Annotated in this window: 19 protein-coding genes; 8 read left to right on the top strand and 11 right to left on the bottom strand. The window is 40.5% G+C overall.

Annotation, left to right across the window (positions count from 1 at the left end):
* Positions 1-221: 221 nt before the first annotated feature.
* Positions 222-902: a tetratricopeptide repeat protein gene (locus tag HWQ44_RS27485; RefSeq protein ID WP_292725153.1), complete on the top strand. Its 681-nt coding sequence runs from the start codon at positions 222-224 to the stop codon at positions 900-902.
* A 312-nt stretch (positions 903-1,214) separates the two neighbouring features.
* On the opposite strand, the gene HWQ44_RS27480 is transcribed toward HWQ44_RS27485, so the two are convergent.
* Positions 1,215-3,011, bottom strand: coding sequence for a DUF262 domain-containing protein (locus tag HWQ44_RS27480; protein WP_292725152.1), 1,797 nt, complete (start codon positions 3,009-3,011; stop codon positions 1,215-1,217).
* Positions 3,012-3,402: 391 nt separating this feature from the next.
* On the opposite strand from HWQ44_RS27480, the gene HWQ44_RS27475 reads away from it, so the two are divergent.
* The gene (locus HWQ44_RS27475) at positions 3,403-4,182 is read left to right on the top strand and encodes a Uma2 family endonuclease (RefSeq protein WP_292725151.1); all 780 of its coding nucleotides are present in this window, start codon (positions 3,403-3,405) and stop codon (positions 4,180-4,182) included.
* Here the strand turns inward: HWQ44_RS27475 and HWQ44_RS27470 are convergent.
* From HWQ44_RS27470 to HWQ44_RS27450, 5 genes are all read right to left on the bottom strand, one after another.
* Positions 4,179-4,781 (bottom strand): Uma2 family endonuclease, encoded by a 603-nt coding sequence (locus tag HWQ44_RS27470; RefSeq protein WP_292725150.1) that lies wholly within the window; start codon positions 4,779-4,781, stop codon positions 4,179-4,181. The genes HWQ44_RS27475 and HWQ44_RS27470 overlap by 4 nt on opposite strands.
* A 48-nt stretch (positions 4,782-4,829) precedes the next feature.
* A complete protein-coding gene (locus HWQ44_RS27465) occupies positions 4,830-6,425 on the bottom strand; it encodes a DHA2 family efflux MFS transporter permease subunit (RefSeq protein WP_292725149.1) in 1,596 nt (531 codons plus the stop codon).
* A gap of 170 nt (positions 6,426-6,595) precedes the next feature.
* On the bottom strand, positions 6,596-7,855 hold the full coding sequence (locus HWQ44_RS27460) for an MFS transporter (RefSeq protein ID WP_292725148.1): 1,260 nt from the start codon (positions 7,853-7,855) through the stop codon (positions 6,596-6,598).
* 418 nt (positions 7,856-8,273) lie between these two features.
* On the bottom strand, positions 8,274-9,740 hold the full coding sequence (locus tag HWQ44_RS27455; protein WP_292725147.1) for an HlyD family secretion protein: 1,467 nt from the start codon (positions 9,738-9,740) through the stop codon (positions 8,274-8,276).
* Positions 9,741-9,902: 162 nt separating this feature from the next.
* A complete protein-coding gene (locus tag HWQ44_RS27450; RefSeq protein WP_292725146.1) occupies positions 9,903-10,370 on the bottom strand; it encodes a MarR family transcriptional regulator in 468 nt (155 codons plus the stop codon).
* A 274-nt stretch (positions 10,371-10,644) separates the two neighbouring features.
* Here HWQ44_RS27450 and HWQ44_RS27445 point away from each other — a divergent pair, with 274 nt between their 5' ends.
* On the top strand, positions 10,645-12,375 hold the full coding sequence (locus HWQ44_RS27445) for a hypothetical protein (RefSeq protein WP_292725145.1): 1,731 nt from the start codon (positions 10,645-10,647) through the stop codon (positions 12,373-12,375).
* Positions 12,376-12,422: 47 nt separating this feature from the next.
* On the opposite strand, the gene HWQ44_RS27440 is transcribed toward HWQ44_RS27445, so the two are convergent.
* On the bottom strand, positions 12,423-14,081 hold the full coding sequence (locus HWQ44_RS27440; RefSeq protein WP_292725144.1) for a glycosyltransferase family 39 protein: 1,659 nt from the start codon (positions 14,079-14,081) through the stop codon (positions 12,423-12,425).
* Positions 14,082-14,409: 328 nt separating this feature from the next.
* Between HWQ44_RS27440 and HWQ44_RS27435 the strand changes: the two genes are divergently transcribed.
* Entirely contained in the window at positions 14,410-15,054 is a 645-nt protein-coding gene (locus HWQ44_RS27435) for a class I SAM-dependent methyltransferase (protein ID WP_292725143.1), read from the top strand.
* Positions 15,055-15,176: 122 nt separating this feature from the next.
* Positions 15,177-15,578, top strand: coding sequence for an anthrone oxygenase family protein (locus HWQ44_RS27430; RefSeq protein WP_366931405.1), 402 nt, complete (start codon positions 15,177-15,179; stop codon positions 15,576-15,578).
* Between the two features lie 194 nt (positions 15,579-15,772).
* Here HWQ44_RS27430 and HWQ44_RS27425 read toward each other — a convergent pair whose 3' ends face one another.
* From HWQ44_RS27425 to HWQ44_RS27415, 3 genes are all read right to left on the bottom strand, one after another.
* On the bottom strand, positions 15,773-16,597 hold the full coding sequence (locus tag HWQ44_RS27425; RefSeq protein WP_292725142.1) for a M90 family metallopeptidase: 825 nt from the start codon (positions 16,595-16,597) through the stop codon (positions 15,773-15,775).
* An 82-nt stretch (positions 16,598-16,679) separates the two neighbouring features.
* Complete coding sequence (locus HWQ44_RS27420; protein WP_292725141.1) at positions 16,680-18,602, bottom strand: Hsp70 family protein; 1,923 nt, start codon at positions 18,600-18,602, stop codon at positions 16,680-16,682.
* Between the two features lie 14 nt (positions 18,603-18,616).
* Complete coding sequence (locus tag HWQ44_RS27415; protein ID WP_292725140.1) at positions 18,617-19,516, bottom strand: hypothetical protein; 900 nt, start codon at positions 19,514-19,516, stop codon at positions 18,617-18,619.
* 155 nt (positions 19,517-19,671) lie between these two features.
* Between HWQ44_RS27415 and HWQ44_RS27410 the strand changes: the two genes are divergently transcribed.
* Complete coding sequence (locus tag HWQ44_RS27410; protein WP_292725139.1) at positions 19,672-20,463, top strand: S-adenosyl-l-methionine hydroxide adenosyltransferase family protein; 792 nt, start codon at positions 19,672-19,674, stop codon at positions 20,461-20,463.
* A gap of 43 nt (positions 20,464-20,506) precedes the next feature.
* On the opposite strand, the gene HWQ44_RS27405 is transcribed toward HWQ44_RS27410, so the two are convergent.
* Positions 20,507-21,262 carry a glucose 1-dehydrogenase gene (locus HWQ44_RS27405; protein WP_292725138.1) on the bottom strand — a complete coding sequence of 252 codons (756 nt, stop codon included), beginning with the start codon at positions 21,260-21,262 and terminating at the stop codon, positions 20,507-20,509.
* Between the two features lie 330 nt (positions 21,263-21,592).
* Between HWQ44_RS27405 and HWQ44_RS27400 the strand changes: the two genes are divergently transcribed.
* The gene (locus HWQ44_RS27400) at positions 21,593-23,092 is read left to right on the top strand and encodes a cryptochrome/photolyase family protein (RefSeq protein ID WP_292725137.1); all 1,500 of its coding nucleotides are present in this window, start codon (positions 21,593-21,595) and stop codon (positions 23,090-23,092) included.
* A gap of 56 nt (positions 23,093-23,148) precedes the next feature.
* Positions 23,149-23,355 (top strand): hypothetical protein, encoded by a 207-nt coding sequence (locus HWQ44_RS27395; RefSeq protein WP_292725136.1) that lies wholly within the window; start codon positions 23,149-23,151, stop codon positions 23,353-23,355.
* Positions 23,356-23,652: the final 297 nt, after the last annotated feature.

Here is a 23,652-nt window from a genome sequence, read left to right as displayed (position 1 = left end):
CCCTTCTCCCAAGGGAGAAGGGGAATTGAATCTCTAGCTCCCCTCTCACGGATGGGAGAGGGGCTGGGGGTGAGGGTAAAACGTTGTCACCAAGCGGGTTTCACGTAAAATTGACACCAATGACATATATGCTGCACTTACCGTCTGTCTTGTGATGCATTACGCGCTAACGCAGGCCAATTTATCATAAAGATTAGAACATTATTGAGGTATTCAGGGCGATGAAGGTGAAGTGCAAATCCAAATCAGCATTTGTTCAACCTATTGGCTGCATGATGCTGAGTATTATCAGTGGAATGGGAATATCACCATTAGTGTTAGCGGTTCCTGGACAAGTTTCTTTACATTCGCCAGAACAGTCTGCACAGAGACAACCACAAAAAATAGCACAAGCTTCAGGTACAGGGACACCAGAGCGATCGCAACTAATCCAACAAGCTAATACTCTGTATAGTCAAGGAGACTTTAAAGGTGCAGAAGAAAATTTACGCCAATTTATTAAAAAATTCCCAGAAGATGCTTTTGGGCACTTTCAATTAGGAAACGTACTTTTTCAGCAAAAAAAATCAGAAGAAGCAATTAGCGCCTATCGAGAAGCCATTCGCCTCCAGCCAAAATATGCTTTAGCCTACAATGCGAGCGGTATGGTTTATGCAAGTCAAAATCGCTGGGAAGAAGCCATTACTGAATATAAAAAAGCTCTGGAAATTAATCCGAATTATGGCGAGGCACTGACTAATTTTGCACTAGCAATGTGGCAAACAAATAAAAAAGATGAGGCGCTATCTTCTTTAGAAAAAGCTTTAAATATTTTCAAAACACAAAATAGAGGTGAAAAAGTTAACCAAGTAGAACGAATTTTAAAAGAGATCAAAACTGCTGATGAGCCTGGTGTTTCCTGAAAGTCATATTATTCACTGGATAAAAGTTAAAAAGAGTTGCTGCGATCGACTTTAAAAATGCTTTGCCAGGAGTGCGATCGGGTATTATGCGTCTATTACTGCGGAATTTGATCGTGCAGTAAGAAACACGTGACGATACTCAATATTAAAGGATAGGTTTGTCTGGGATAAGTTGTGGGAAGGAGGATAAGAATAATTTCATGCAAAGGCGCAAACGTTTCTAAGAAACTTTGCGTCCTGCAATGAAAATCCAAAAATGGATTATGAAAATAGATAAGTAATGATGTGTGATTGCACTTATGTTTGAAGCTTTCATCTGAAGAGATTGTAAACCGCAGCAGTTTGCCCACCAGATACTTCTTGTGGTTTTTTCTCATGTCCATCACGAATATAAAGCTTGTCTCCATACCATACAGGCTCATTACCAGCTTTAATCTCAATCATTAATACTGTATGTTCCATATATGTAAGCGGAGTTAAACTTGTATTAACTGCTGTTTTTAACCATTCTGGTAATTTTGAATCGCGAATTTTTCTGCTGATAGAAAGAATGTAATCATCAAGGCTAATATCTTTTAAACGTGCCTCTCGCTCTAAACCTACAATACCAAATGTAAAAAAACGAGGAGCAGTAATATTGTCCAACTTTTCAATGCGTTGAGTATCTTGTTCTTTATCAGTAACACCAATAAATATATATCCCTTTTTTCCTTTTCCTAAATTTGCTATTGCAGCAATATTTTGTATAATTTTTTCTAAGTTTTGCTCATCAAATCTTCTGTTTTTATCTTCTAAAGTATACAGTCCCTGTTTAAAATCATAATTAGGTGCTTCTGTTTTTGAGCGTCTCAAGTAATTTTCAAAATCAATAGCATATGATCCACTGCTGCGAGTTGGACTATTAGAATGCTTAAAATAATTTTGAATTAATCCTTTAGTAAGATTAATATTGTCGATTCTATTTTCCGTTTTAACAGTAGGACTCATTTTAATTTTTGTTATTAAATTTTGAACAGCAGCAAAAATTTTTTCGTACTCAAAAGGCTCCTTAGATTCTTTGATAATAAGTTCATAAAAAGACATAAATAATGTATAGAAAGGCTCTTTTACTGGATTACTTCCTCCAGATTTACGACTTAAAATATTTCTTAAGAAGTTATTTTGTTTTGATAGATTAACAGCACTAATAGCATTGATTATATGAGATAAAACTGTTTTTATATCTTGTTGAAGATTATCTTCTCCATATTTAGCAATAGCCAATTCTATTTTGTCTAATTTATTATTATCGCCTTTTCCATAGTAAGCATCAAAGTTTTCTTTGCTAGCTGCAAAAGGTTCTCCTAATGCTATAGAAAGTATTATATCTGCTAGTAACTGTTCATCCTCACTATCTCGAAGACCAGAAATACGTAGTATTCCTTGATTGCACCAAAATGTATCTTCTGCATAAACTCCATATCCAAGAGCAATAGATTTGGCATCAATACTAATTTCAGGCATTTCAGTGAGAGGAAGTTCTTCTCGTGAGACATCCCCACGAATTTCAGCGGCAAGAAACCTAACCAAAGTTGAAAACTTTGTTGTGACTCCAGCTTGTCTTACTTCTTGAGGTGATAAATGTTTACCATTTGAATTAATTCGATTGAAAATATCCTCAATTTCATCAATTAAATTGGCTCTGTATATTGTTACTGCAACGGAATACTCTAAGAATTTTGCACAAATATCAGAATCCCAGGAAGCGTATTTATTAGCATCTACCGACTTAAATACTTTTGCTTGACTCAACTCGTATGCAAAGGGATGTTTGGTAACATCAAAATATTTATCTTGGACAGAAAACTCATTTTCTATGAAACTAAATATTGCATTAAGTCTTTGCATACCATCAATTATTTCATATACCTCTTCTCCATCACTATCATTAAACACTCCCAGTAATATTAATGGAATAGGATAATTAAGTAATAAGCTTTCAATAAGACGAGTTTTTTCACTTTTTGTCCAAACAAGCTTACGTTGATATCTACGATTGACAATTAACTTTTCTGTTCTATAAAGACGGTATAACTCTAGTACACTTGTACCTTTTGGAGTAATGCTCATAATATCTTTTCTACTTTGATTTAGAATAAAAATTTTTGACCGTAATTCAAACAGAGTCGATAGCTATAACGTTTCTCGATTGAGTCCAATACAGATTTAACAAGAACAGCCCCAACCCTTGTAGCGTTGGGGGGTAAGATTCAAAGCCTCTCTCGTTTTAAAAGAGAAGTCAAAGTGTATTGCATACAAACGAGAAGCGCTATATTTCATCGCTTATTCTTAATTTCAAGAGATATTGTATAATATAGCACATTAAATATTTTGTAAACTGTTAATACCCAGTTATTTTGATCGCATTCCTAAAAAAACTCATCATTGTAACTGATGCAATCATCCCAAACAGTTAAGTTGCCTATCTACAATAAAATTTAGATACATCTTGGCTATCACTATGACTTCCTTATCGGCATTAACTTTACCCGATCACACCCAGTTACCAGACTCAGATGGTACATTTGTGAAAAATCTTCAGGAGCATCCGCAAAGCATTTTAATCACAGATTCAATTAAACTTGTTTTAGACGAACTTTATCCTGATGGTCAATATTGTATTGGACAAGATTCTGGTATCTACTGGCGATTGACAGATCCTCCTGAAAAAGGGGCGGAAGCACCAGACTGGTTTTATGTACCCAATGTACCACCGACACTTAACGGTAAAATGCGCCGTTCTTATGTGCTGTGGAAGGAGTATGTTGCACCCCTAATTGTGATTGAATTTGTCTCTGGAGATGGTTCAGAAGAACGAAATAACACACCGCTATCTCAAGGGGAAGGTGGAAATGTTGGTAAGTTTTGGGTTTATGAGCAGGCAATTCGAGTGCCTTATTATGGGATTTATGAAGTAGCAAAAGCACAGGTTGAAGTGTATCACCTAGTCGATAATACTTATCAACTGATGCAACCCAATGAACGGGGACATTACCCAATTGCTCCTATGGGTGTAGAGTTAGGAATCTGGCAGGGATTTTATCTGAATGCAGAGTTACCTTGGTTGCGCTGGTGGGATGCACAAGGAAATTTACTGCTAACGGGTGAGGAACGTGCTGTGAATGAGCGACAAAGGGCGGAAGTTGAGCGACAAAAACGAGAGACAATTGTAGAGAAATTGCGATCGCTCTCTGCTGAACAACTCAATGCTTTAGGAATTGACCCAGAAATGTTGGATTAGGAAATATTCTCATCTACCAATAATACATCTTCATATATTTCTGCGTAGGCGTAGCCCGCCGTAGGCATCGCACAACGAAAATCAACGCTAGCTAAATGCACTTCTTCTCCTTTTTCATAAGGGTAAAGTACCCATTGTCCATCTGCATTGCGGCGGAAGCATTCTACACTCATTCTATCTGGTGAAATTAGCACATATTCTTGTAGTGATTCTAAGTGTCGGTAGCTGGCAAATTTCTTGCCTCTGTCATAGCCTTCGGTTGACTCAGAAAGCACTTCGACAATTAAGGAAGGATAGCACTTAAAATATTCAAATTCTTTATCTCGTGTATCACAAGTAACCATTACATCGGGATAAAAATAGCGATTTATAGCCTCGATTTGTGCTTTCATATCTAACATATAAACACGGCACCCACCACCCCGGAGATGGTTTCGCAGCAGCATAAATACATTCATGCTAACTGTGACATGAGCATCACTCGCCCCTGCCATTGCATAGACTTGCCCATCAATATACTCGTGTTTAATTTCACTTACTTTCTCGCCTTCTAAATACTCTTCTGGGGAGATATAGTACTCACTTTGGCTAATGACCATTTTAGTACCTTAGTAGTTTTATCAAACATTTTAACTCATACAACAAATCTAATGAGCAACAGCCCCACCAGTTGGCTTCACCTTTTTGAGGAATAAAATAGCAATTCCACTGAGTAATAAGGCGATACCAATAAAGTAGAAACAATCGTTAAAAGCCATTACAAATGCTTCTCTGCGGACTATATTGGATATAGATGCGATCGCCTGATTTTGGGCTGTACTTAAATCTGCTCCTTTACTGACAAAATACTGTGTCATCTGGTCAATTCGCTGTTGAGTTTCTGGGTTATATAAAGATACTCCATCACCCAATCTATTCGAGTGAAATTGCTCTCTATTTGCTAATAAAGTCGCTAAAGAAGCAATTCCGATAGAACCGCCCAGATTCCGCATCATATTAAATAAACCACTTGCCGAACCTGCTTCTTTCGGACTCAAACCAGCAGTAGCAATAGAACTAAGCGGCACCATAATTAGGGGTTGTCCCATTGCGCGCACAAATTGCGACCAGCGTAATTGATCTAACCCTGTTTCATTAGTCATTCCAGAATTCATAAATGCGCTGATGGAAAACAAAGTCACACCAAAAGCTACCATGAAACGCACATCAATGCGTTGCATTAATTTTGGTATGAGGGGAATAATAAACAGTTGGGGAATACCAGCCCAAATTAATACTTCACCAATTTGCAGAGCATTGTATTGTTGAATTTGAGCGAGATACAACGGTAAAATATAAATTGAACCATACAATCCTACTCCCAACGACACATTGACAATACTGGCTAAACCAAAGTTTCGCCTAGACAAAAGCCGTAAATTAATAAATGGTTGCTTCCGAGTTAATTCTATAAAGAAAAATATCGCCAAAAAAATTACTGCGATCGCACTTAAACGCACAATCAAAGCTGAACCAAACCAATCTTTGCGGCTACCTTCTTCTAAAACAACTTGCAGGGAACCTAAGCCAATAGCCATTGCAATAATTCCCCACCAGTCACCTTGTTTGAGTAAATTAATTTGGGGTTTTTCTTGCTTAATTCCGTACCAAACACCAGCCAGCATTAATGCCCCTGGAATTACATTTATATAAAAGTTGTATTCCCAACCAAAATTTTCGGTTAACCAACCTCCTAATGTTGGCCCAATTGAAGGTGCAAAAACTGCACTAAACCCAAATGCCGCTAACCCAACTGATTGTTTTGATTGGGGTAAAGTTGTTAAGACAACTGTCATAGCAGTGGGAATTAAAACTCCTCCGCTAAAACCTTGCAAGGCGCGAAAGAAAATCATGGAATTAAGATCCCATGCCCAACCACAGCAAATAGAAAAGAAAATAAAGAGTGCAGTATTGACTAATAAATAACGCTGCAAAGAAAATACTCGTGATAACCATCCTGTTAGAGGAATTACCACGATTTCTGCTACTAGATACGCCGTAGAAATCCAAGAACCTTCTTCGAGAGTTGCTCCTAAACTTGCTTGAATATCTTGCAGCGAAGCATTAGTGATTTGAATATCTAATACCGCCATAAATGCACCAAGCATACTGGCTAATACACCAATCCAGGTTCTTAGCGGTACACGCTCTGGTGGTAAAGCAGGATTTTGCCCTTGCTGACGAATTACACCTGTATTAGCCATAACTTTGTTCCAGTTTCAAGGTTAAGTAGCAAAAAACTTGATTATTAAATCTTATACCAATATGTTCTCTGCCTCTGCGTGAGCTTGCATCAGCAACTCTAAAAATTAAAAAATAATTGCTATAGAAAGCCCCTTTAACATAAATATAAATTTAACTGCGGTTATTTGTCTTAAACTTCTTGAGTCGTAATAATCCCCTTTTGCTCATAAATTGGACGCATTATTTTCCTTAAAGCAGGTAACTGTCTGCTAAAAATAATTGACCCTAAAATACAAGCTATTCCATCAATAATTAAAGTGTTGGGAGCGCCAATATGACTTGCTAATAAACCTCCTAATAAATTACCCACAGGAATCATTCCCAAAAATGACATTGTGTATAAGCTCATCAATCGTCCGCGTTTATCGTCTTCAACAATGGTTTGTAAAAATGTGTTGCTAGCCGCAATCTGGAGAATTGTTCCTAAGCCAACGAATAACATTGTAAATAAAGAGAGTGGTAAAAATCTAGATAAAGAAAAGGCAATTAAACCAGTTCCTAAAATTGCTGGAGCTAAGGCAATCAATTTCCCAATTCCTAAGATTGTTTGGCGGGTAGCTAGATAAATACCACCAGTTAAGGCTCCAACTCCAGATGCCGCCATCAAAAAACCCAAACTTTCTGCACCACCTTTGAGAACTTCTTCAGCAATAACGGGGACGAGAATAGTATTTTGCAATCCCATCAGGCTGACTAAAGCTGATAGCAATAAGACAGATCGAATCGGTGAGAAACTAAAGGCATATACAAATCCCTCTTTGACTTTTTGTAAGGGATTACCTTCAGTTACCGAATTTTTCCAAGGTTTAACTTTCATTGCCAATAAAGCGGCGATTACAGCAACGTAGCTTAAACCATCAATTAAAAAACAATAGCCAGTTCCAACGCCAGCAATTAATAAACCGCCGATCGCAGGGCCAATTAATCTAGCACCGTTAACCATCGTGGAATTAATAGCGATCGCATTGGCTAAATCTTCTCTGCGTTCAACTAATTCTGGCACAAAAGCTTGGCGGGCTGGCGCATCTAAGGCATTAATAAATCCTTGCAACAAACTCAAGGCGATGATGTGCCATACCTCAATCACTCCAGTTAGCGCCAGCGCTGCTAATGTTAACGATTGAATCATCGCCAAGATTTGCGTACCAATTAAAGTACGATACCGAGAAAAGCGATCTACAAATACTCCCCCAAAGGGAGCTAAAAAAAAGTTAGGAATTTGACTAGAAAATCCCACAACTCCTAGCATTAATGGGGATTTTGTCAAGTCATAAACTAGCCAAATCGTGGCAAGTTGCGTCATCCACGTCCCAATTAGGGAAATACCTTGCCCAGCAAAAAACAGCTGGTAGTTTCTTGACCTTAATGCAGGTAGTAGCGATTTTTTCATCTCAGGCTTGTTTTATACCAAATCTGCTTTCATAGATATCATCTCACCTCATCTCTACACGCCTCTCTATAGATGTAGGAGAATGTCATGGACAGAAAGAGGTTTTTCATCTTGTTTACAGGCAATTTCGTATTTAATCATGTCCGGTTGATTACTTACTAAACCCCAAGAACCCCACCCCGCCTGCCTACGGTGTACACACAAGTCTTTGAGAGTTGCCTCACAGCGTTTAGATCCCCCTTAACCCCCCTTAAAAAAGAGGGGAACCAGAGTCAAAGTCCCCCAATTTATCGGGGGATTTAGGGGGATCTTCAACGATTTTGGTTTTATACAAAGATGTCTGTACACCGTAGCCCCGCCTGCGGGGAGGAGTTGGGGGTGGCGTTCTTTTATTATGGGTAATTTGGCGGACATGATATTACTTGACTTCCACCGCAACTTCCGCAGACATCCCAGGAGTAATCCGCGATTCGTATCCTTGAATGCTCTTTTGATCGAAAACTACTTTTACTGGAATGCGTTGGACAACTTTAGTAAAGTTACCTGTAGCATTATCCGGTGGCAATAAGGCAAACTGAGCGCCGGAAGCTGGCGAAATACTGTCAACACGACCGATAAAGGTGTGATGAGGGAAACTATCCAGCTTGATTTCTACTGGCTCTCCTGGCCGCATCTTTTCTAATTGAGTTTCTTTGAAGTTCGCAACTACCCAATAGTTGTTATCCACGATCGCCATTAATGGTGTTCCTGCTGCGACGCGGTTGCCAACTTCCACGTTTTTCCTACCTACCCGTCCGGCACTGGGGGCGGTAACATTGGCATAAGATAGTTGCAATTGTGCGTCTTTCAGCGATGCTTCTGATTGCGCGATCGCCGCTTTTGCCGCTTCGTATTGACTACGCTTAACTGTGGTATCTTGTCCGCCTGCGGTAGCTTGTTGCAATCCTCCCTTAGATGCTGCTAATTTAGCTTGGGCGTTGGTGACATTTTCTTGCGCCTGTGCCAATTGAGACTGGGCTTGGGCTACACCAACTTTGGCTGAGGCTAACTTGGCTTTAGCTTGTTCTACTCCCTGAATCGCAGCGTTTTTCTGTGCCGTCGCCACATCATAAGCAGCCTTGGCTGTGTCTAGTTGCTGGCGAGGAATCGCACCTGTTTTATACAATTCGTTGTAACGATTGTAATCTGCTTGAGCTTTTGACAAATTTGCGTTAGTTTGCGCTACCTGCGCTTGGGCTGCGGGAATCCCAGCTTGAGCTTCTTGGACTGCTGCTTGGGCTGCGGGAATCCCAGCTTGAGCTTCTTGTACTGCTGCTTGGGCTGTAGAAATTGCTGCTACTGCACCACTGACATCTCCTTGTGCTTGAGTTGTCTTACCAGTAGTGGTTTGTGAAGTTAAAGCAATATTGGCTTGAGCAGCTTGCGCTTGACCACGAGCATTTTCGAGGGCGGCTTGTGCCTGTTGTACCTTACTTTGATAGTCTCGTGGATCTAATTTCACTAACAATTGTCCTGGTTGTACCAGTTGATTGTCATTCACCAGCACTTCACTTATAGTTCCGGGAATGCGGCTACTAACTTGGTGAATATTTCCCGCAACGGTGGCGTTGTCTGTTTCTTGGTGGGTGGAGGCATATTGCCAGTAGTGAAAACCAAAAGTACCTGCGGCGATCGCACCCACGCCTAATCCTGCCAAAATTAAACCAGTTGGTCTTTTGCGTTTCGGTGGAACTTCTTTCTCGATCTCAGGAGTTACAACAGGTGCTTCTGCTGTTGCGGATGTTTCTGTGGTAACAACTTCTAAAGTCTCTAAATCAGGAATCACTTCTTTTTCTAAAATTGGGGTCTTGTGTCCGTTGCGTCCGTTAAAAGTATTAGCACCCATGATTGTTAACTCCCTTGTTCGTCCAATAACTTGATTGATAGTCGTTTATTTAGAATGCGTAATATTCCCTGAAAAAAATCCTTATTTCCTTAGTATGCGTAATATTATCTCAAAACATATCTTTACACGACCTCCCCCGGTCGGGTGATTGTGAGATCATCTTTAGGAGAGGTTAGCGATCGCCCGATTCAAGATTTGGGAAAACAGTTCTCGATCGGCAAAGGAAATACCATCCATTGCTTCATCACGCACGGCGGCGGCGATTGGTGGTAAAACAGCTTCTAGTTCCTTACCTGCATCCGTGAGCCAGATTCGCCAGATGCGGCGATCGTGAGTGTCGCGTTCTCGACGCACCAAGCTGCGTTCTTCCATCCGATCTAGTACGCCTGTTAAAGTCCCTCCTACTTGTTTGAGTTTGTCCCCAATACTAGAAGTAGGTAAACCATCTTCTTGCCAAAGACAGCACAACACCAACCAGTGAAATGGTGTCAATCCAAAGGGTTCTAGCTTCTCAGTAAACTTGCGACTGAGCAGTTGTGAGACTAATTTGATTCTGTAGCCCAAATTGTATGGTGCAAGATTTTGCTGCCACGACTCTAAAGTTGGGGAGTGATTAGATGTAGAAACCATTTGAAAAATACTTAGTATGCGTAGTATTATCCTAGCAAGATTAATCTTTTTTAGCAACAGTTGCTTTGTAACTCTCTTAGGGAAGAACTTGAATCAACTGGTACTCTTTGACTATACCGACAATGCGGTGAAACGTAGATAATTTCGGGTAATGGTCAGCATAAATCCAAGCATACATTGGACTCCTATTATATTTTTGAAAAAACTCCGTACAACTAAAAAAGGCTGATTTCTTACTCCCTACTCCTGATTTATTCAGACATAAAGGCGCACAATGCTAATTCCACAATTACAAAAAGTTTTAACAACACCGATTACTCAAAAAAGCAGACAAAATCAATCTAGATTGACTGTCATCTTTTGGTACAGTCTAAGTCTAACTTTTGCTGTTGGTTATATTATTATGGGGCTGCGACAAGCTTTCAGTAGTAAATATATAGTTAGCGATGATGCACGGGAATATATTTCTTGGATGTATCGTTACTTTAACCCAGATTTATTTCCTGGGGATTTAATCGCTGATTATTTTCAGTCGGTTACACCAATTGGATATGGTATTCTTTATAAAATAATTGCGGTTTTAAATATCGACCCAATTTTCTTTAGTAAAATTTTTCCAATAGGACTGGGAATCATTACAACTAGCTATTGCTTTGTAGCTTGTATGCAGATATTACCAGTGCCAATGGCGGGGTTTATCGCATCTTTACTTTTAAATCAAAGTCTTTGCTTACATGATGACCTATTTTCTGGGACTCCTAGAGATTTTATTTATCCCCTCTTTTTAGCTTTTCTATATTATTCAATACGGTTTTCTCTGTTTGGTATATTAATTGTACTTGCACTCCAATGTTTAATATATCCTTTAATAGGTTTTGTCGATTTATTAATTTTATTTCTGAGATTATTTCGCTGGCAAAATGGTCAGATAACTATTTCTCAGAACCGAAAAGATTTTATTTTATTTGTAGCAGCCATTATGATTGCTGGTATTCTAATTCTACCTTATGCCATTCAATCATCACAATTTGGGCCGACAATTACTGCTGCTGTTGCAAGAACTATGCTGGAGTACTGGCGTGGAGGAAGAGTCAGCTATTTTAGTCATAATGTTATTAGTTATTGGTTTGATGGTAGAGATAGCGGTTTTTTTGCTTTAATTGCACCTCCTCAACTATTATTTGGTTTATTATTACCAATTCTCCTGAAATTCCAGTCTCACTTTATCCTCAGCAAGCAAGTAAAGGATGAAGCAAAACTATTACTACAGGTAGTGATAGCTAGTTTAATCATGTTTTTTACTGCTCATGCCTTAGCTTTTAAACTGCACTGGCCTAGCCGCTACACCCATCATACTTTTAAGATAGTACTTGCTCTCGCAGCAGCAATTTCTATTACCTTGATTTTAGATGCTACATTTCGATGGTCGAGACAAAATGGCAGACAAATTTTAATCTTGGGGACTATTATGATCCTTGGTGCAGGACTCGTTTTGTACCCTAGTAGCTTAAAAGTTTTTCCCAAAACCCCTTATTTAGCAGGTCAAGCCCCAACATTATATGATTTTTTGCAAAAGCAACCGCAAAATATTGTCATAGCCTCTACTTCCCAAGAAGCAGATAACATACCCATCTTTGCTCAAAGAACAATTTTGGTGGGTAAAGAATATGGTTTACCGATCCATACAAAATATTACGCTCAATTTCGCAAACGGATGCTTGATCTGATTAATGCCCAATATACTGAAGATATTAACCAGATTAAAGACTTTATCCAAAAATACCACGTAACTTTTTGGCTATTAGAACGTTCTGCATTCACTCCAGAATATATAACTAAAAACACTTGGCTACAACAATATCAGCCAGAGGCACAACAAGCGAAGGTAAAGTTAGAGAAATCTCTACCTGTCTTAGCTACATTAATTAACTCTTGTGCAGTTTTTGAGACTGATAATTTAGTCCTTCTCAAAACAGAATGTATCAAAGTCGTAACGAAGAATTGAACACTAACTAGATTAATTTTTTTAGCAACAGTTGCTTTGCATCTATCTTAGGGAAGAACTTGAATTAACTGGTACTCTTTGACTGTACCGACAATGCGGTGAGGCGTAGATAATTTGGGGGACTGGTCAGCATAGATCAAAGCATAACTCAAAGCTGGTACTTGGGAAATAGAGACTACCTGTTGGGGACGACTAGAAAGATAGAAATTAAGCAGTACTTTGGTTTTAGCATCTATTTGCACAATGTAGATAGGATTAGTTTTGAGAATTGATGCGATCGCAGGTTGTTGTAAGAAAGTTCTCAAAGTAGGGTTATAGTCACTTAACATCCCAATGTTACCCATCGTCGCCAAAGCCAGCCAACAGGGAATTAACCATCCTGCAATCCAATAACGGGCTGTAAGAAACTTTTGGCCAAAGTGGTAACGACTAATCCAGACCACAGGTAAAATTAACCAACCCAATCCTAGAACCAAGCTAATAGTTGCATACTTGCGGATGTCAGAAGCACCCCAACTAATAACGACAATACCCGCGATAACAAGTAAAACACCTAACCCACCAAAGCCATAACTAAGATTTCGAGGAAGATTTTTGATTGCAAAAAGGTTTAATATATTGTTTTTACCCTTTTGAAGAGGTAATTGTGGGGGAATTTCTATTTGGTAAATATTGCCTAACCAGTTCAACCCCACAGATGCAAAAAAAGCTATGAACGGATAAAGGCAAAGAGCATAGTGAGGTAAACGAGTCCGAAAAAGACTAATTTCTACAAATAGGACAAGTGGAAAGCCAACTAATATCAAATGATAACGAGAAATCGGACGACGGAGAGTCAAAAACAAACCTAAAAGTCCGAAAAAAGCCCAAGGAAATCCTTTTAAAGGGATATTCCAGACAAAAAACAGCGGGCCATTATTAGAATTGTCATCAGAACCTAACTGCACAACGAACTTGAATAACTCCTCAAAACTCTGATTTCCGTAATGTAGCCAACTTAACCACAGCCAAATACAGGTCGGTATTAAACCTACAAAAAAACCTAAATATAAAATTGGGTTAGTAAGATGACGATGACGGCGATGTTCCCAAATTAAATAAGGCAATAAAGCTACAATAGGCAAAAAAATCATAAAGCTTCTGACCAAGAAGCCTAAACCTAAACTTAAACCAGCTATAAAACTCCAAAAATAGCGATATTTAGGATGTAATTCCGTTTTTATTAAAGACCAGATAGCTAAAAGTACCAAGAGAATCATCGGCACATCAGGTGTGCTTAAGCGGCAGTATTGCAGCCAGATAAATTGCACACTTAGAATTGCAGCAGCTAGCCAAGCTATTTTTTTGCCTAGCATAATTTTGCCGATTTCATACACAAGCCATAAGCTAAAAATGCCAGCAATCATACTAGGAATACGCGCACTCGTATCACTCACACCAAACAGCTTGTAAAAACTGGCAATTAACCAATAAGGGCCAGGGGTTTTATGATGTGCTTTTTCCCAAGGAGATATCCAGTTACCAGAATCAAACATCAGACGTGCACGCGATGCGTAAAGTCCTTCATCATGTGCAATCAGACTATTGTGCCCAGAAGTAAATAATAATAAGGGCAGTATCCAAAGTAACAAACTAAAATAGGGTAACGCTCCGACTCGGTGGATTTGTCGCCAAATATGCTGCAAGAAGTGTAATTTATAGAACATTGAATTGATCAAGTTGAATGCTGCGATTTAGACTCTTTATCTGAAAGTAAAGGGTTAAATACCCTTTGACTGTGGATGCAGAACGCTACGTCTACACATAGTTTTTGTTTCAGTCTGGGTCAAAATCTCCATCTCTAATAGTCTTCTCAACAAGAGCCTGCGCCACAACTTCTCTACGAAAGCCTGCGCCAACGTGACGCTGTGCGAACAATTTTGAATTTGGAATTTTTTTGTGTGCTGCTGTTATTAAAATATCTTACATAGTGATTGTTAAAAAATACCTGAAATTGTCGCAATTTTCGGAAAAGGTTCTCCAAAACAGAGATTTATGCAGTTAAGACCGAATCAACGCCTGAAATTAGACGACACAGACGATAAGCTGTTCTATGCCTATCCCCGCTTCGTCACCCATGTCGATGAAGGATTTATTCAACAGCTAACGGATTTATATCGCGATCGCCTGAAACCCAACACTCGCATTTTTGATATGATGAGCAGTTGGGTGTCTCATCTGCCAGAAGAGATGCAGTTTGACCATGTGGAAGGACACGGACTCAACGCTGAGGAATTAGCACGTAATCCCTGCTTAAATCATTACTTTGTGCAAAATCTTAACGAAAATCCCCAATTACCTTTACCAGATGAAGATTTTGATGCTGTTCTCAATTGCGTATCTGTGCAATATGTGCAATATCCAGAAGCAGTATTTTCCGAAATTTACCGCATCCTGAAACCCGGTGGTGTTGCAATTATCAGCTTTTCTAACCGCATGTTTTTTGAAAAGGCGATTCAAGCTTGGCGGGAGGTTTCAGAAGCAGCTCGAGTGGAATTAGTCAAAGAGTACTTTGCCTCAGTTCCAGGATTTACAACCGCAGAAGTTATAGCTTCTAAATCAACATTACCGAATTTCTTCCAGTGGTTGGGTGCAGCTGGAGGAGATCCATTTTATGCCGTTATTGCTTACCGCAATTAAGGCAAATAGTCACAGGAGACTTTATGACAACCACTAATAACTTGCTTTTCGCATTGAAGCTGTTCTCGGCACTAGGCTGCGGGCTGGTGGCTGGTGTCTTCTTTGCCTTTTCGACTTTTGTGATGAATGCCCTTACCCGACTCCAACCGAAGGAGGGTATTACCGCCATGCAATCTATTAATATCACGGCGATCAATCCGTTGTTTATGGTGGCACTCTTTGGAACGGCTGCGGCTTGCATGTTTCTAGCGGTTTCCTCGGTGTTAAGGTGGCATCAACATGGTGCTGCCTACTTACTTGTCGGCAGCCTGCTTTATCTCATTGGCACCGTTCTAGTGACGATCGCGTTTAATGTACCACTGAATGATGCGCTGGCGATCGCTAAACCGGACAGCACTGAAGGCGCAAACCTATGGGCTAGATACCTAACCAACTGGACAATCTGGAACCATGTTCGCACAATATCAGCACTGGCGGCAGCAGCAGTGTTCACGATCGCACTCTGCGATCGAGCGGTGAAATAGGACTGATCGACAAAATGCAGCTATATGAGTGTTCAAGCAGCACTAATATCATGTTCGGGTAAAGTACTTATCATTTAGACCGCAGGGGTGCAGGGGGCAGGGAGCAGGGAGAAAGAGGTTTTCCTGACTTTTGCACGGATGCGGTAATCATAAGTAATTAACCGGACTTCATATAACTTGTAATCCACTGTAATTTAAATCCATTGCACAGGATCTAATTGATAGTAACGTTGCAGTTGCTCATAAAGTGACGGATGCTTGGACAGCAATTGGTGCGGTTTCTCAAAGAATGTTTCAGTTGCTACGGCGAAAAATTCTGCGGGATTCGTTGCGCCATAGCTATCCATTACTGTCTTTGCACCTTGTAGAACATCATTACAAAGTTGCTGATATGTCTCTGTCATCACCTTCGCCCAAATAGCATAGTCAGAGTTATGTTGCAGTATCGGAACTCCTTCAGCTTTACCATCCTCTTGATCCAATTGATGGGCAAATTCATGAAGCACAACGTTACGTCCATCTCTCCAGTTATTAATGTCTTGTTTCACCTGTTCCCAAGACACCACTACTTGGTCATTTGTCCACGATTCACCCAATCTTGCTACACGCCTTTCTTCAACAACATATTTTCCAACGGAATTTGTTTCCTGAACAAAATAAGCGTTAGGATACACCAGAATTGAACGAAGTCTGGGGAAGTACTGCCCACGTTCATTTAGTAGGAGTAAACAGGCGACAGATGCAAGGGTAAGTTTCATTTCCTCTGTCACCTGTAATCCTCTACAGCCAATAAATTGCTTTTCTGCTAAGAATACTTGAATATGTCCCTGAAGTCGTCTGATTTCATCTGGGGAAAGACAGAGATAAATGGGAAGATTATTCTCAACAATGGCATTCCAAAGTGGGGGGAAAGGACGAGATTTTAACCGATTTCTTCGCCTTTTTACCAGAATCGGATTGAGTAAAATCCCAGCGAGAATTAGCCCAATGATCAGAAAGAAAATTATTGTTTTAATCATTGACTTTTGAGCATTTTACATATTTAATTCACTCAGAAGCAGAAAATTTAGAATAATTGTTGTTGTGCCTCACTAACTACCGCTATTGAATCAGAATTATGCAAGATTGAACCTTGGTGGAAAGGCTTTTTTGAAGTCCTTGCTCAACTTTGACAATCAGTTTGTCAAAAGCCTCTTGATTTGCTGTCAGTTGTTCTTGAAGAACTTTCTCTAACTCAGGCTTTATTTGCTCGCACATATCTTCAATTTTTTTGTCGCTCAAAAAATTAGAACGAATCCAACTAGGTACATCCACTTTTGTTTTAATTACTTCTTGAACAGTCTTACGATTTAGTTCCATTCCTGCCGCCATCACCGAAGCCCCATATACTAGTGCAATCGGCCAGGTTAAATGTCCAGTTAGGATGAGAGTGATGATGCTAGCCACAGCGCCTCCACCAATTACGACATTGACGATAAACGCTACTGTATCAGCCAGAATAGCATCTCCAATTTGTAACTCTGGGTTAACAAAATTTGGGTCAATACTATCCTCGAACCTTAAGCTGCTTCTAGGTATCTGAAACTTTCGACAGATTGGATCGGTTTGTGCGGCTAAATCGGGTTGGATTTTATTGCTAAACCAATAAGCGCATTGATAATTAATTATCTGCACAGCGCGTTCGCTTTTGAGCCACTGTTCTGCCCGACCGATCAAAGCTATTTCCAAATCGGCTAAAGTCCGTATTTTGTTTTTTTGCCAATCTTTTAAAGCTGGTTTAACTGCGTTGACAATCAAGCCATCTGTCAAAGGCTTAGTTAATGATTCGATTAACTCCGGGATATGCTTTTCAATCAAACCTTTAAGCTTGTTTGAGGTAAATAGTTTGTTGACTTCTTGCTTAAAAGCAGCAGCACGCAGATCCCATCGTCCTACTCGTGCTAAACCCATTGCAATACACCGTTCCGGTTCTGGATCGGGGCGAAGCAGGGTTTCTGGTTCGGGAAACATTTCCTGACAAAGAACGTGCGTGAACTTCATGCGAGATGCACCGCCAGTCATCAGCACAAGTTGCGGCACGATTCCAAGTTTTTCCAGTTTTTCTTTTGCCTCCTTTAAAGAGTTGCGAAATGATTTAATCCAACTATGATTTTCCAGTTCAGGTAAGGGTTGATTTAAAATTTCCTCCATCAGCAATTTATTCACTTGGGGAATAAAATAAATCTGTTCGTTGATCGACTCGAAGCCACGCGCAAAGGATTCAGGATCGCTGTATAACTGTTCATTAGAAAAGTAATCTTCTTTAGCTTTGCGGCAAGCAAGTTCACAACGAGCTTGGTGATGCGGATATTCTTTAAATACTTTTTCCAGTAATGCTTTTTGTTCGTGGTTGGCAAGAGTCCGAGCAAAAATAGCTTTGTCTATTAGGGATGCACCTAAAGTATTACTCCCGAAATCTATCGGGATTTCTTCTAAACTTTTAACCAAAGTAAAATCTGTGGTTGAAGAACCAATATCGACAATTAGCACCGATGCCAGAAGTTTGTCATACTCCAACTTCCCGGCTTCCTTGGCTTGCATGAAAGCAGCCCGCGATTCGGGTACAACATTGAGTTGGGGAATGCCAGCTTCTTGAAGTAGCTTTTGGTATTCGGTGCGATCACTAACTGTCCACCCTGAAGGGCAACCAATGTAAAAATAGCTCCCTTCTCCACCTACGAGTTGGTTACTTTCTTTCAAAAGGCGGTAGTAGGTTGCCACAAACGTGCTAATTGTTTCCCGATATTTAGGATCGTTGTTGGGTTTTTGCTTGAAAGAGATTGTCAGTTGGGTAACACCAGCTTGAATTAATGCTTGTTCGCCGACAAGATAACCGAGTTTGGGATGCCAACCAAGAGCTGTAATTTGGTTCTTCTTGTTATTAATCTCTAGCATCTGGGGAGGTTCGATGCTTTCCACGATCGCTTTAGCTATAGCCGTTTCACCGTGTCCCAAATCAAAACCGATTGTTTCTAAAATTTCCATATCCTTATTGTCTATTATTCTCTAGCAGAGGAATATGCTGGCTCAATTACCCTACCGCGTCTAATCAAGCGATCGCCTTTTAACAAAGCCGGCGTTAGAGTCACGTGTTCTTTGGTATCGGGGTCGATACTTGGCTCAAAGTCAAAATACTCGCGATCGCTATTCGATCGGTAAATTTGAGCGTTAATTCCCTGAGACATTAAAATCTGTGGCAGAAGTTTCGCCAGTTCATGAGCCATTTGGGGTTTATCAAGTTTGGATGCGCCCATTAGTCTTTGCAGAAAATTCAATAACTCTGGCAGTTCTTCTATTGCTAGATCGCCTTCATGTTTATTTGATTCTTCTACTCTAGCCACTGCTAGGTCGATAGTGTTGAGAGCATCGCCAAGGCAATCTAGAAATACTTTGCTATCAACCCTAAGAATCGGTTGAGGTAATTCCAATAGTCCTTCAGATATAGAATTATTTTGCTGATTCTTTAATTCGAGTTGAAGTACAATTTCTAGTCCTATAAGTAGAGAAGTTAATAAGATAGCCATCCACGCACCTGGGGTAGTTTTAGTTAAAGAAAACAACGAACCTAAGATGCCTATATAAACTAGTCCTTGTAGTAGTTTCAAGATTAATCTGCTGCTAAACAACTTTGTGCCTGTATTAGTAATTTGCCTTTGTTCGGTTGGAGCAACTTGAAGATAGTTAGCCGCAGCCAGAGTGGCGATAGACTGCCGCAGCGTATCCAGGAAAAAAGAAGCCAGACGAACTTGAGCCAAATTAAGCTTTTCAATGTAAATTCTTTCGAGATTATCGAGTCGGTTTTGAACCAGTTTAACTATTTGCTCAATGCCAATTGTGTTATCAATATCTATCTGGAGTTGGTTGCGTTCTTCGCTAAAAAGTGAAGTGATTGTTTTCATTGCATTGACTAAGACTTTAACGTTATTAATTAGGAGTGAAATGAACAATCGTTTTTTCATTTCACCCAGTAATCACATAATGACCGAATAATTCATAATTTCTCATTATGAATTAGGTTGATTGCAAATTACTACCCATCAAAAGGAGGAGCAGAATGTTTATCTGCGTCATTGCAGACTACGGTACAGGAGATCCGGCATTTACTGAAGTCACACAACGTCTGCTGATGACTTTTCCCCATGCCCAAATTCATTTGCTTTCGGTTCCAGCATTCAGTACCTTAGCAACGGGATTCTGGATTGCCCAACTAGGACTTAACCCAGGCCCTAGCGATCGCCTAATTTATCACAACTGTGCGCCTCGTCAAGATGATCCTGAAGCCCGTCGAGATAATGAAGGTGAAGGACTAACTTATGCCCTTTTATCCAATGGTGTAAAAGTAGTAGGTGTGAATGCAGGCTACACTCTCTCCTTTATCAAAGACTATACAAAGGAGTTGCGAGTCGTCAACGTTTCTCGTGGTGGATCGCAGTTTCGCTCACGAGATGTGTTTCCTCCGGCTGCGGCTGCCATTATGAATGAAGATTTTAGTATTCTGGGAGATAGCTTGAAGAGTGAGCAAATCCCAGATATTCCACCAGATCGCATTGCCTGGATTGATGGCTACGGCAATATCAAAACAACTATTGGGGCCCATACAGTTAACTTGGAGCCTCAAAGCAAGATCGTGATCCGAATTGGAGATGTGGTCAGCGATGCAGTGTATTCTGATGGCAGTTTCAAAGTGTCTGAAGGAACCTTAGCTTTTGCTCCTGGTAGTTCCGGTTGGTCAAGAGGCGATTCAGGAGAACCATTGCGCTTTTTAGAGCTATTTTTGCGAGGAGGGAGTGCTTGGGAACGCTTTGGCCGTCCTCGTGTGAATCAGCAAGTAACTCAAATTGCCTGAAATTTGGTAGTTGGCTTTATCGAGTTACCCTAACCAAAAGCAATTAGATTTGCGCTGTGCCACCATCGACAAACAATTCGATGCCAGTGATGTAGCTGCTCTCATCGGAGGCAAGAAAAGAGACTGCCTTGGCGATTTCGTCGGGTGTGCCTGGGCGACCCAAAGGCGTGGTGGTAGCGGTGTCCGCCTTCATTTGCTCAATTTGCTCGTCGCTCATACCGAGTTCGGTTTTGTAGCCAGGTGTGATCACCGTCCCAGGACTGACAACATTGACTCGGATTTGGCGGCCTTTGAGATCGACTGACCAAGTGCGTGCGAACGATCGCAGGGCTGCTTTGGTAGCAGCATAAACGCTGAAAGCTGGTATGCCCTTGATTGATACCATCGACCCGTTGATGACGATCGATCCACCAGCAGGCATCAGCGGCAGTGCCTTCTGGACGGTGAAAAGCGTACCTTTGACGTTGATGCCAAAATACTTGTCGAAGTGCGCCTCGGTGATTTGTTCGAGCGGCACAAACTCGCCGCCACCTGCGTTAGCAAAGAGGATATCAAGGCGTCCTTTCTGCTCTTTAATCGTGGCGTAAAGGCGATCGAGATCGGCGAGATTCGACACGTCACCCTGAACAGCAGTAACATTTTCACCGATCTCCTTGACCGCAGCATCAAGTCCGTCTTGACGACGACCTGTAATAAAGACATACGCCCCCTCTCCTACGAACCGCTTTGCTGTGGCGAGTCCAATGCCACTGTTGCCGCCAGTAACAAGTGCAATTTTTCCTGTGAGTTTCTGTGACATGGTAATGACTCCCTTGAATGAGTTGAGTATGAGTTTTGATAGTACCTATACTTAAGCGCTGTAGCCGCCTTCGATATCAAGCATCCTTTCGGTGACGTAGAAAGCGGCAGGGCTGGCGGCGAGTAATTTATTTACCAATCGGTATGAAAGTGACATCACCTTTTAACTCATGTTGTCAAGTGATTTTTATACTAAAAGGTATGAAAATAGAAAATCTTATAGCCAACACTGATGCGATCGCTCTTACATTACTTCGTCGCAACTCCCCCACGCCCTAGAGATAAAGACTAATCTATGTTTATGTAGTTATAGATATTCGTGGTACTAACAATGACAATTGGTATTTGGATATTAGGCGACCAACTTTGGGTAAAACAAGCAGCTTTAGAAAGTTGTTTTCATCAGGAAAACGTGCCAGTAATTTTGATCGAGTCACTGCATCATGTTCAAGTAAGACCTTACCATCGGCAAAAGTTAGTCTTACTTTGGTCGGCAATGAGGCATTTTGCCCAAGAATTGCAACAACTAAAATATTCAGTAACCTACAAAATAGCTGAAGATTTTGCAACACCACTCCAAGAATGGATTAAAGAAAATAAAATTACTCAGTTGCGGGTGATGACACCGAACGATCTACCGTTCACCCAAATGATTCAAAATTTAGAACTTTTTTGCCCAATTACTTTGATTCCTAACAATCATTTTTTGTGGAGTACAGAAGAATTCAATAATTGGGCATCAGGTCGTAAGCGCCTGTTAATGGAAGACTTTTATCGGGAAGGAAGGCGACGTTTCCAAATTTTAATGGAGAAAGATAAACCAGTCGGCGGACAGTGGAATTTAGATAAAGAAAATCGTCAACCACCCAAAGATAAATTAAATACACCACCTGCACAATGGTTTGAACCAGACGAAATTACTCTCGATGTCATTGCTCAAGTTAATTCTCTTGCTTGCCCAACTTATGGGGAAATAAAACCTTTTCGCTGGGGAGTAAATCGCCAACAGGCACTTCTAGTATTAGACTGGTTTATTCAAAATCGTCTACCACATTTTGGCCCTTACCAAGATGCAATGGTAACGGGAGAAGAAACAATGTGGCACGCGCTACTTTCTCCTTATTTGAATATTGGGTTACTCCAACCAATGGAGGTAATTCAAGCCGTACAACAAGCATACTTCCAACAGCAATTGCCTTTAAATAGTGTAGAAGGTTTCATTCGGCAGATGTTGGGTTGGCGAGAATATATGCACGGCATCTATCACTATGTAGATGCAGATTACTCAGACAAAAATTGGTTTAACCACACACAACCGCTCCCGGATTTTTTCTGGACAAGTAGAACCGAAATGAATTGTCTACACCAGATTCTCACGCAAGTGGAACGCACTGGCTACGCTCATCATATTCAACGGCTAATGGTGTTGAGTAATTTTGCTTTAATTGCCGGACTTTCACCACAATCTGTAGAAAACTGGTTCCATGCGGTGTTTATTGATGCTTATGACTGGGTTATGCAGACAAATGTCATTGGTATGGGTTTATTTGCTGATGGAGGTGTGTTGGCATCTAAACCCTATGCTGCTTCTGCTAACTATATAAATAAAATGAGTGACTATTGCAAAAGTTGTGTTTATAACCATAAGGAACGTGTGGGTAAAAATGCTTGTCCGTTCAACTTCTTCTATTGGGATTTTCTTAACCGACACCGCCAACAACTAAAGTCTCAAGGAAGGATGAGTTTTATTTTAAATAATTTGGATAAAATGTCTCCTGAAGAATTACAGTCTATCCGCCAACAAGCTCAAGATTGGCACGCCCAATTATAGGTATCGTAAAGGTATATCAGAACCAGTCACTTAACAGTACAGTAGAGGTACTTAAAATGACAAAAACAACGGAGAACACATTTGGTTCAGGGATGACTAATGAAGATTGGTTTAACTTAGGAAAATCTGATGCTTGGGCTGGAAAAGCTAAATTGGCACCAGAAGAAGATTCTCAAGCTGCTAGTATGTACGACCTGGGTTACTGCGAGGGAGAAATTAAACGGCCGCCAACTGAAATTAGTCAGTCTGCTACAGCCCTTTGATGCCGTCTTCAGCTTGACTAACATCGTAGCCAGCCATTTCCAATCTGCTTTGGCTGTAGCAACTTCCGTTTTCACGTTTGAGTGTTTCGCGCACGCTGTAGCAACTTCCGCCTGAACTGTAGTAACTTCCGCCTTCACGTTTGGGTGTTTTGCGCAGTCTGTAGCAATTTCTGCCTTCACGTTTGAGTGTTTCGCGCAGGCTGTAGCAACTTCCGCCCTTACATTATCAAAAGTAGATGTCACAATACTCCGGACAATTTTTCGTTGAGGGAATCGACAAGAAAGCTATCGAACCAT

It is taken from the genome of Nostoc sp. JL34 (assembly GCF_017114945.1).
Classification (GTDB): domain Bacteria; phylum Cyanobacteriota; class Cyanobacteriia; order Cyanobacteriales; family Nostocaceae; genus Nostoc.
The sequence above is the reverse complement of the archived record's forward strand: the minus strand, read 5'-3'. Positions and strand labels throughout refer to the sequence as shown.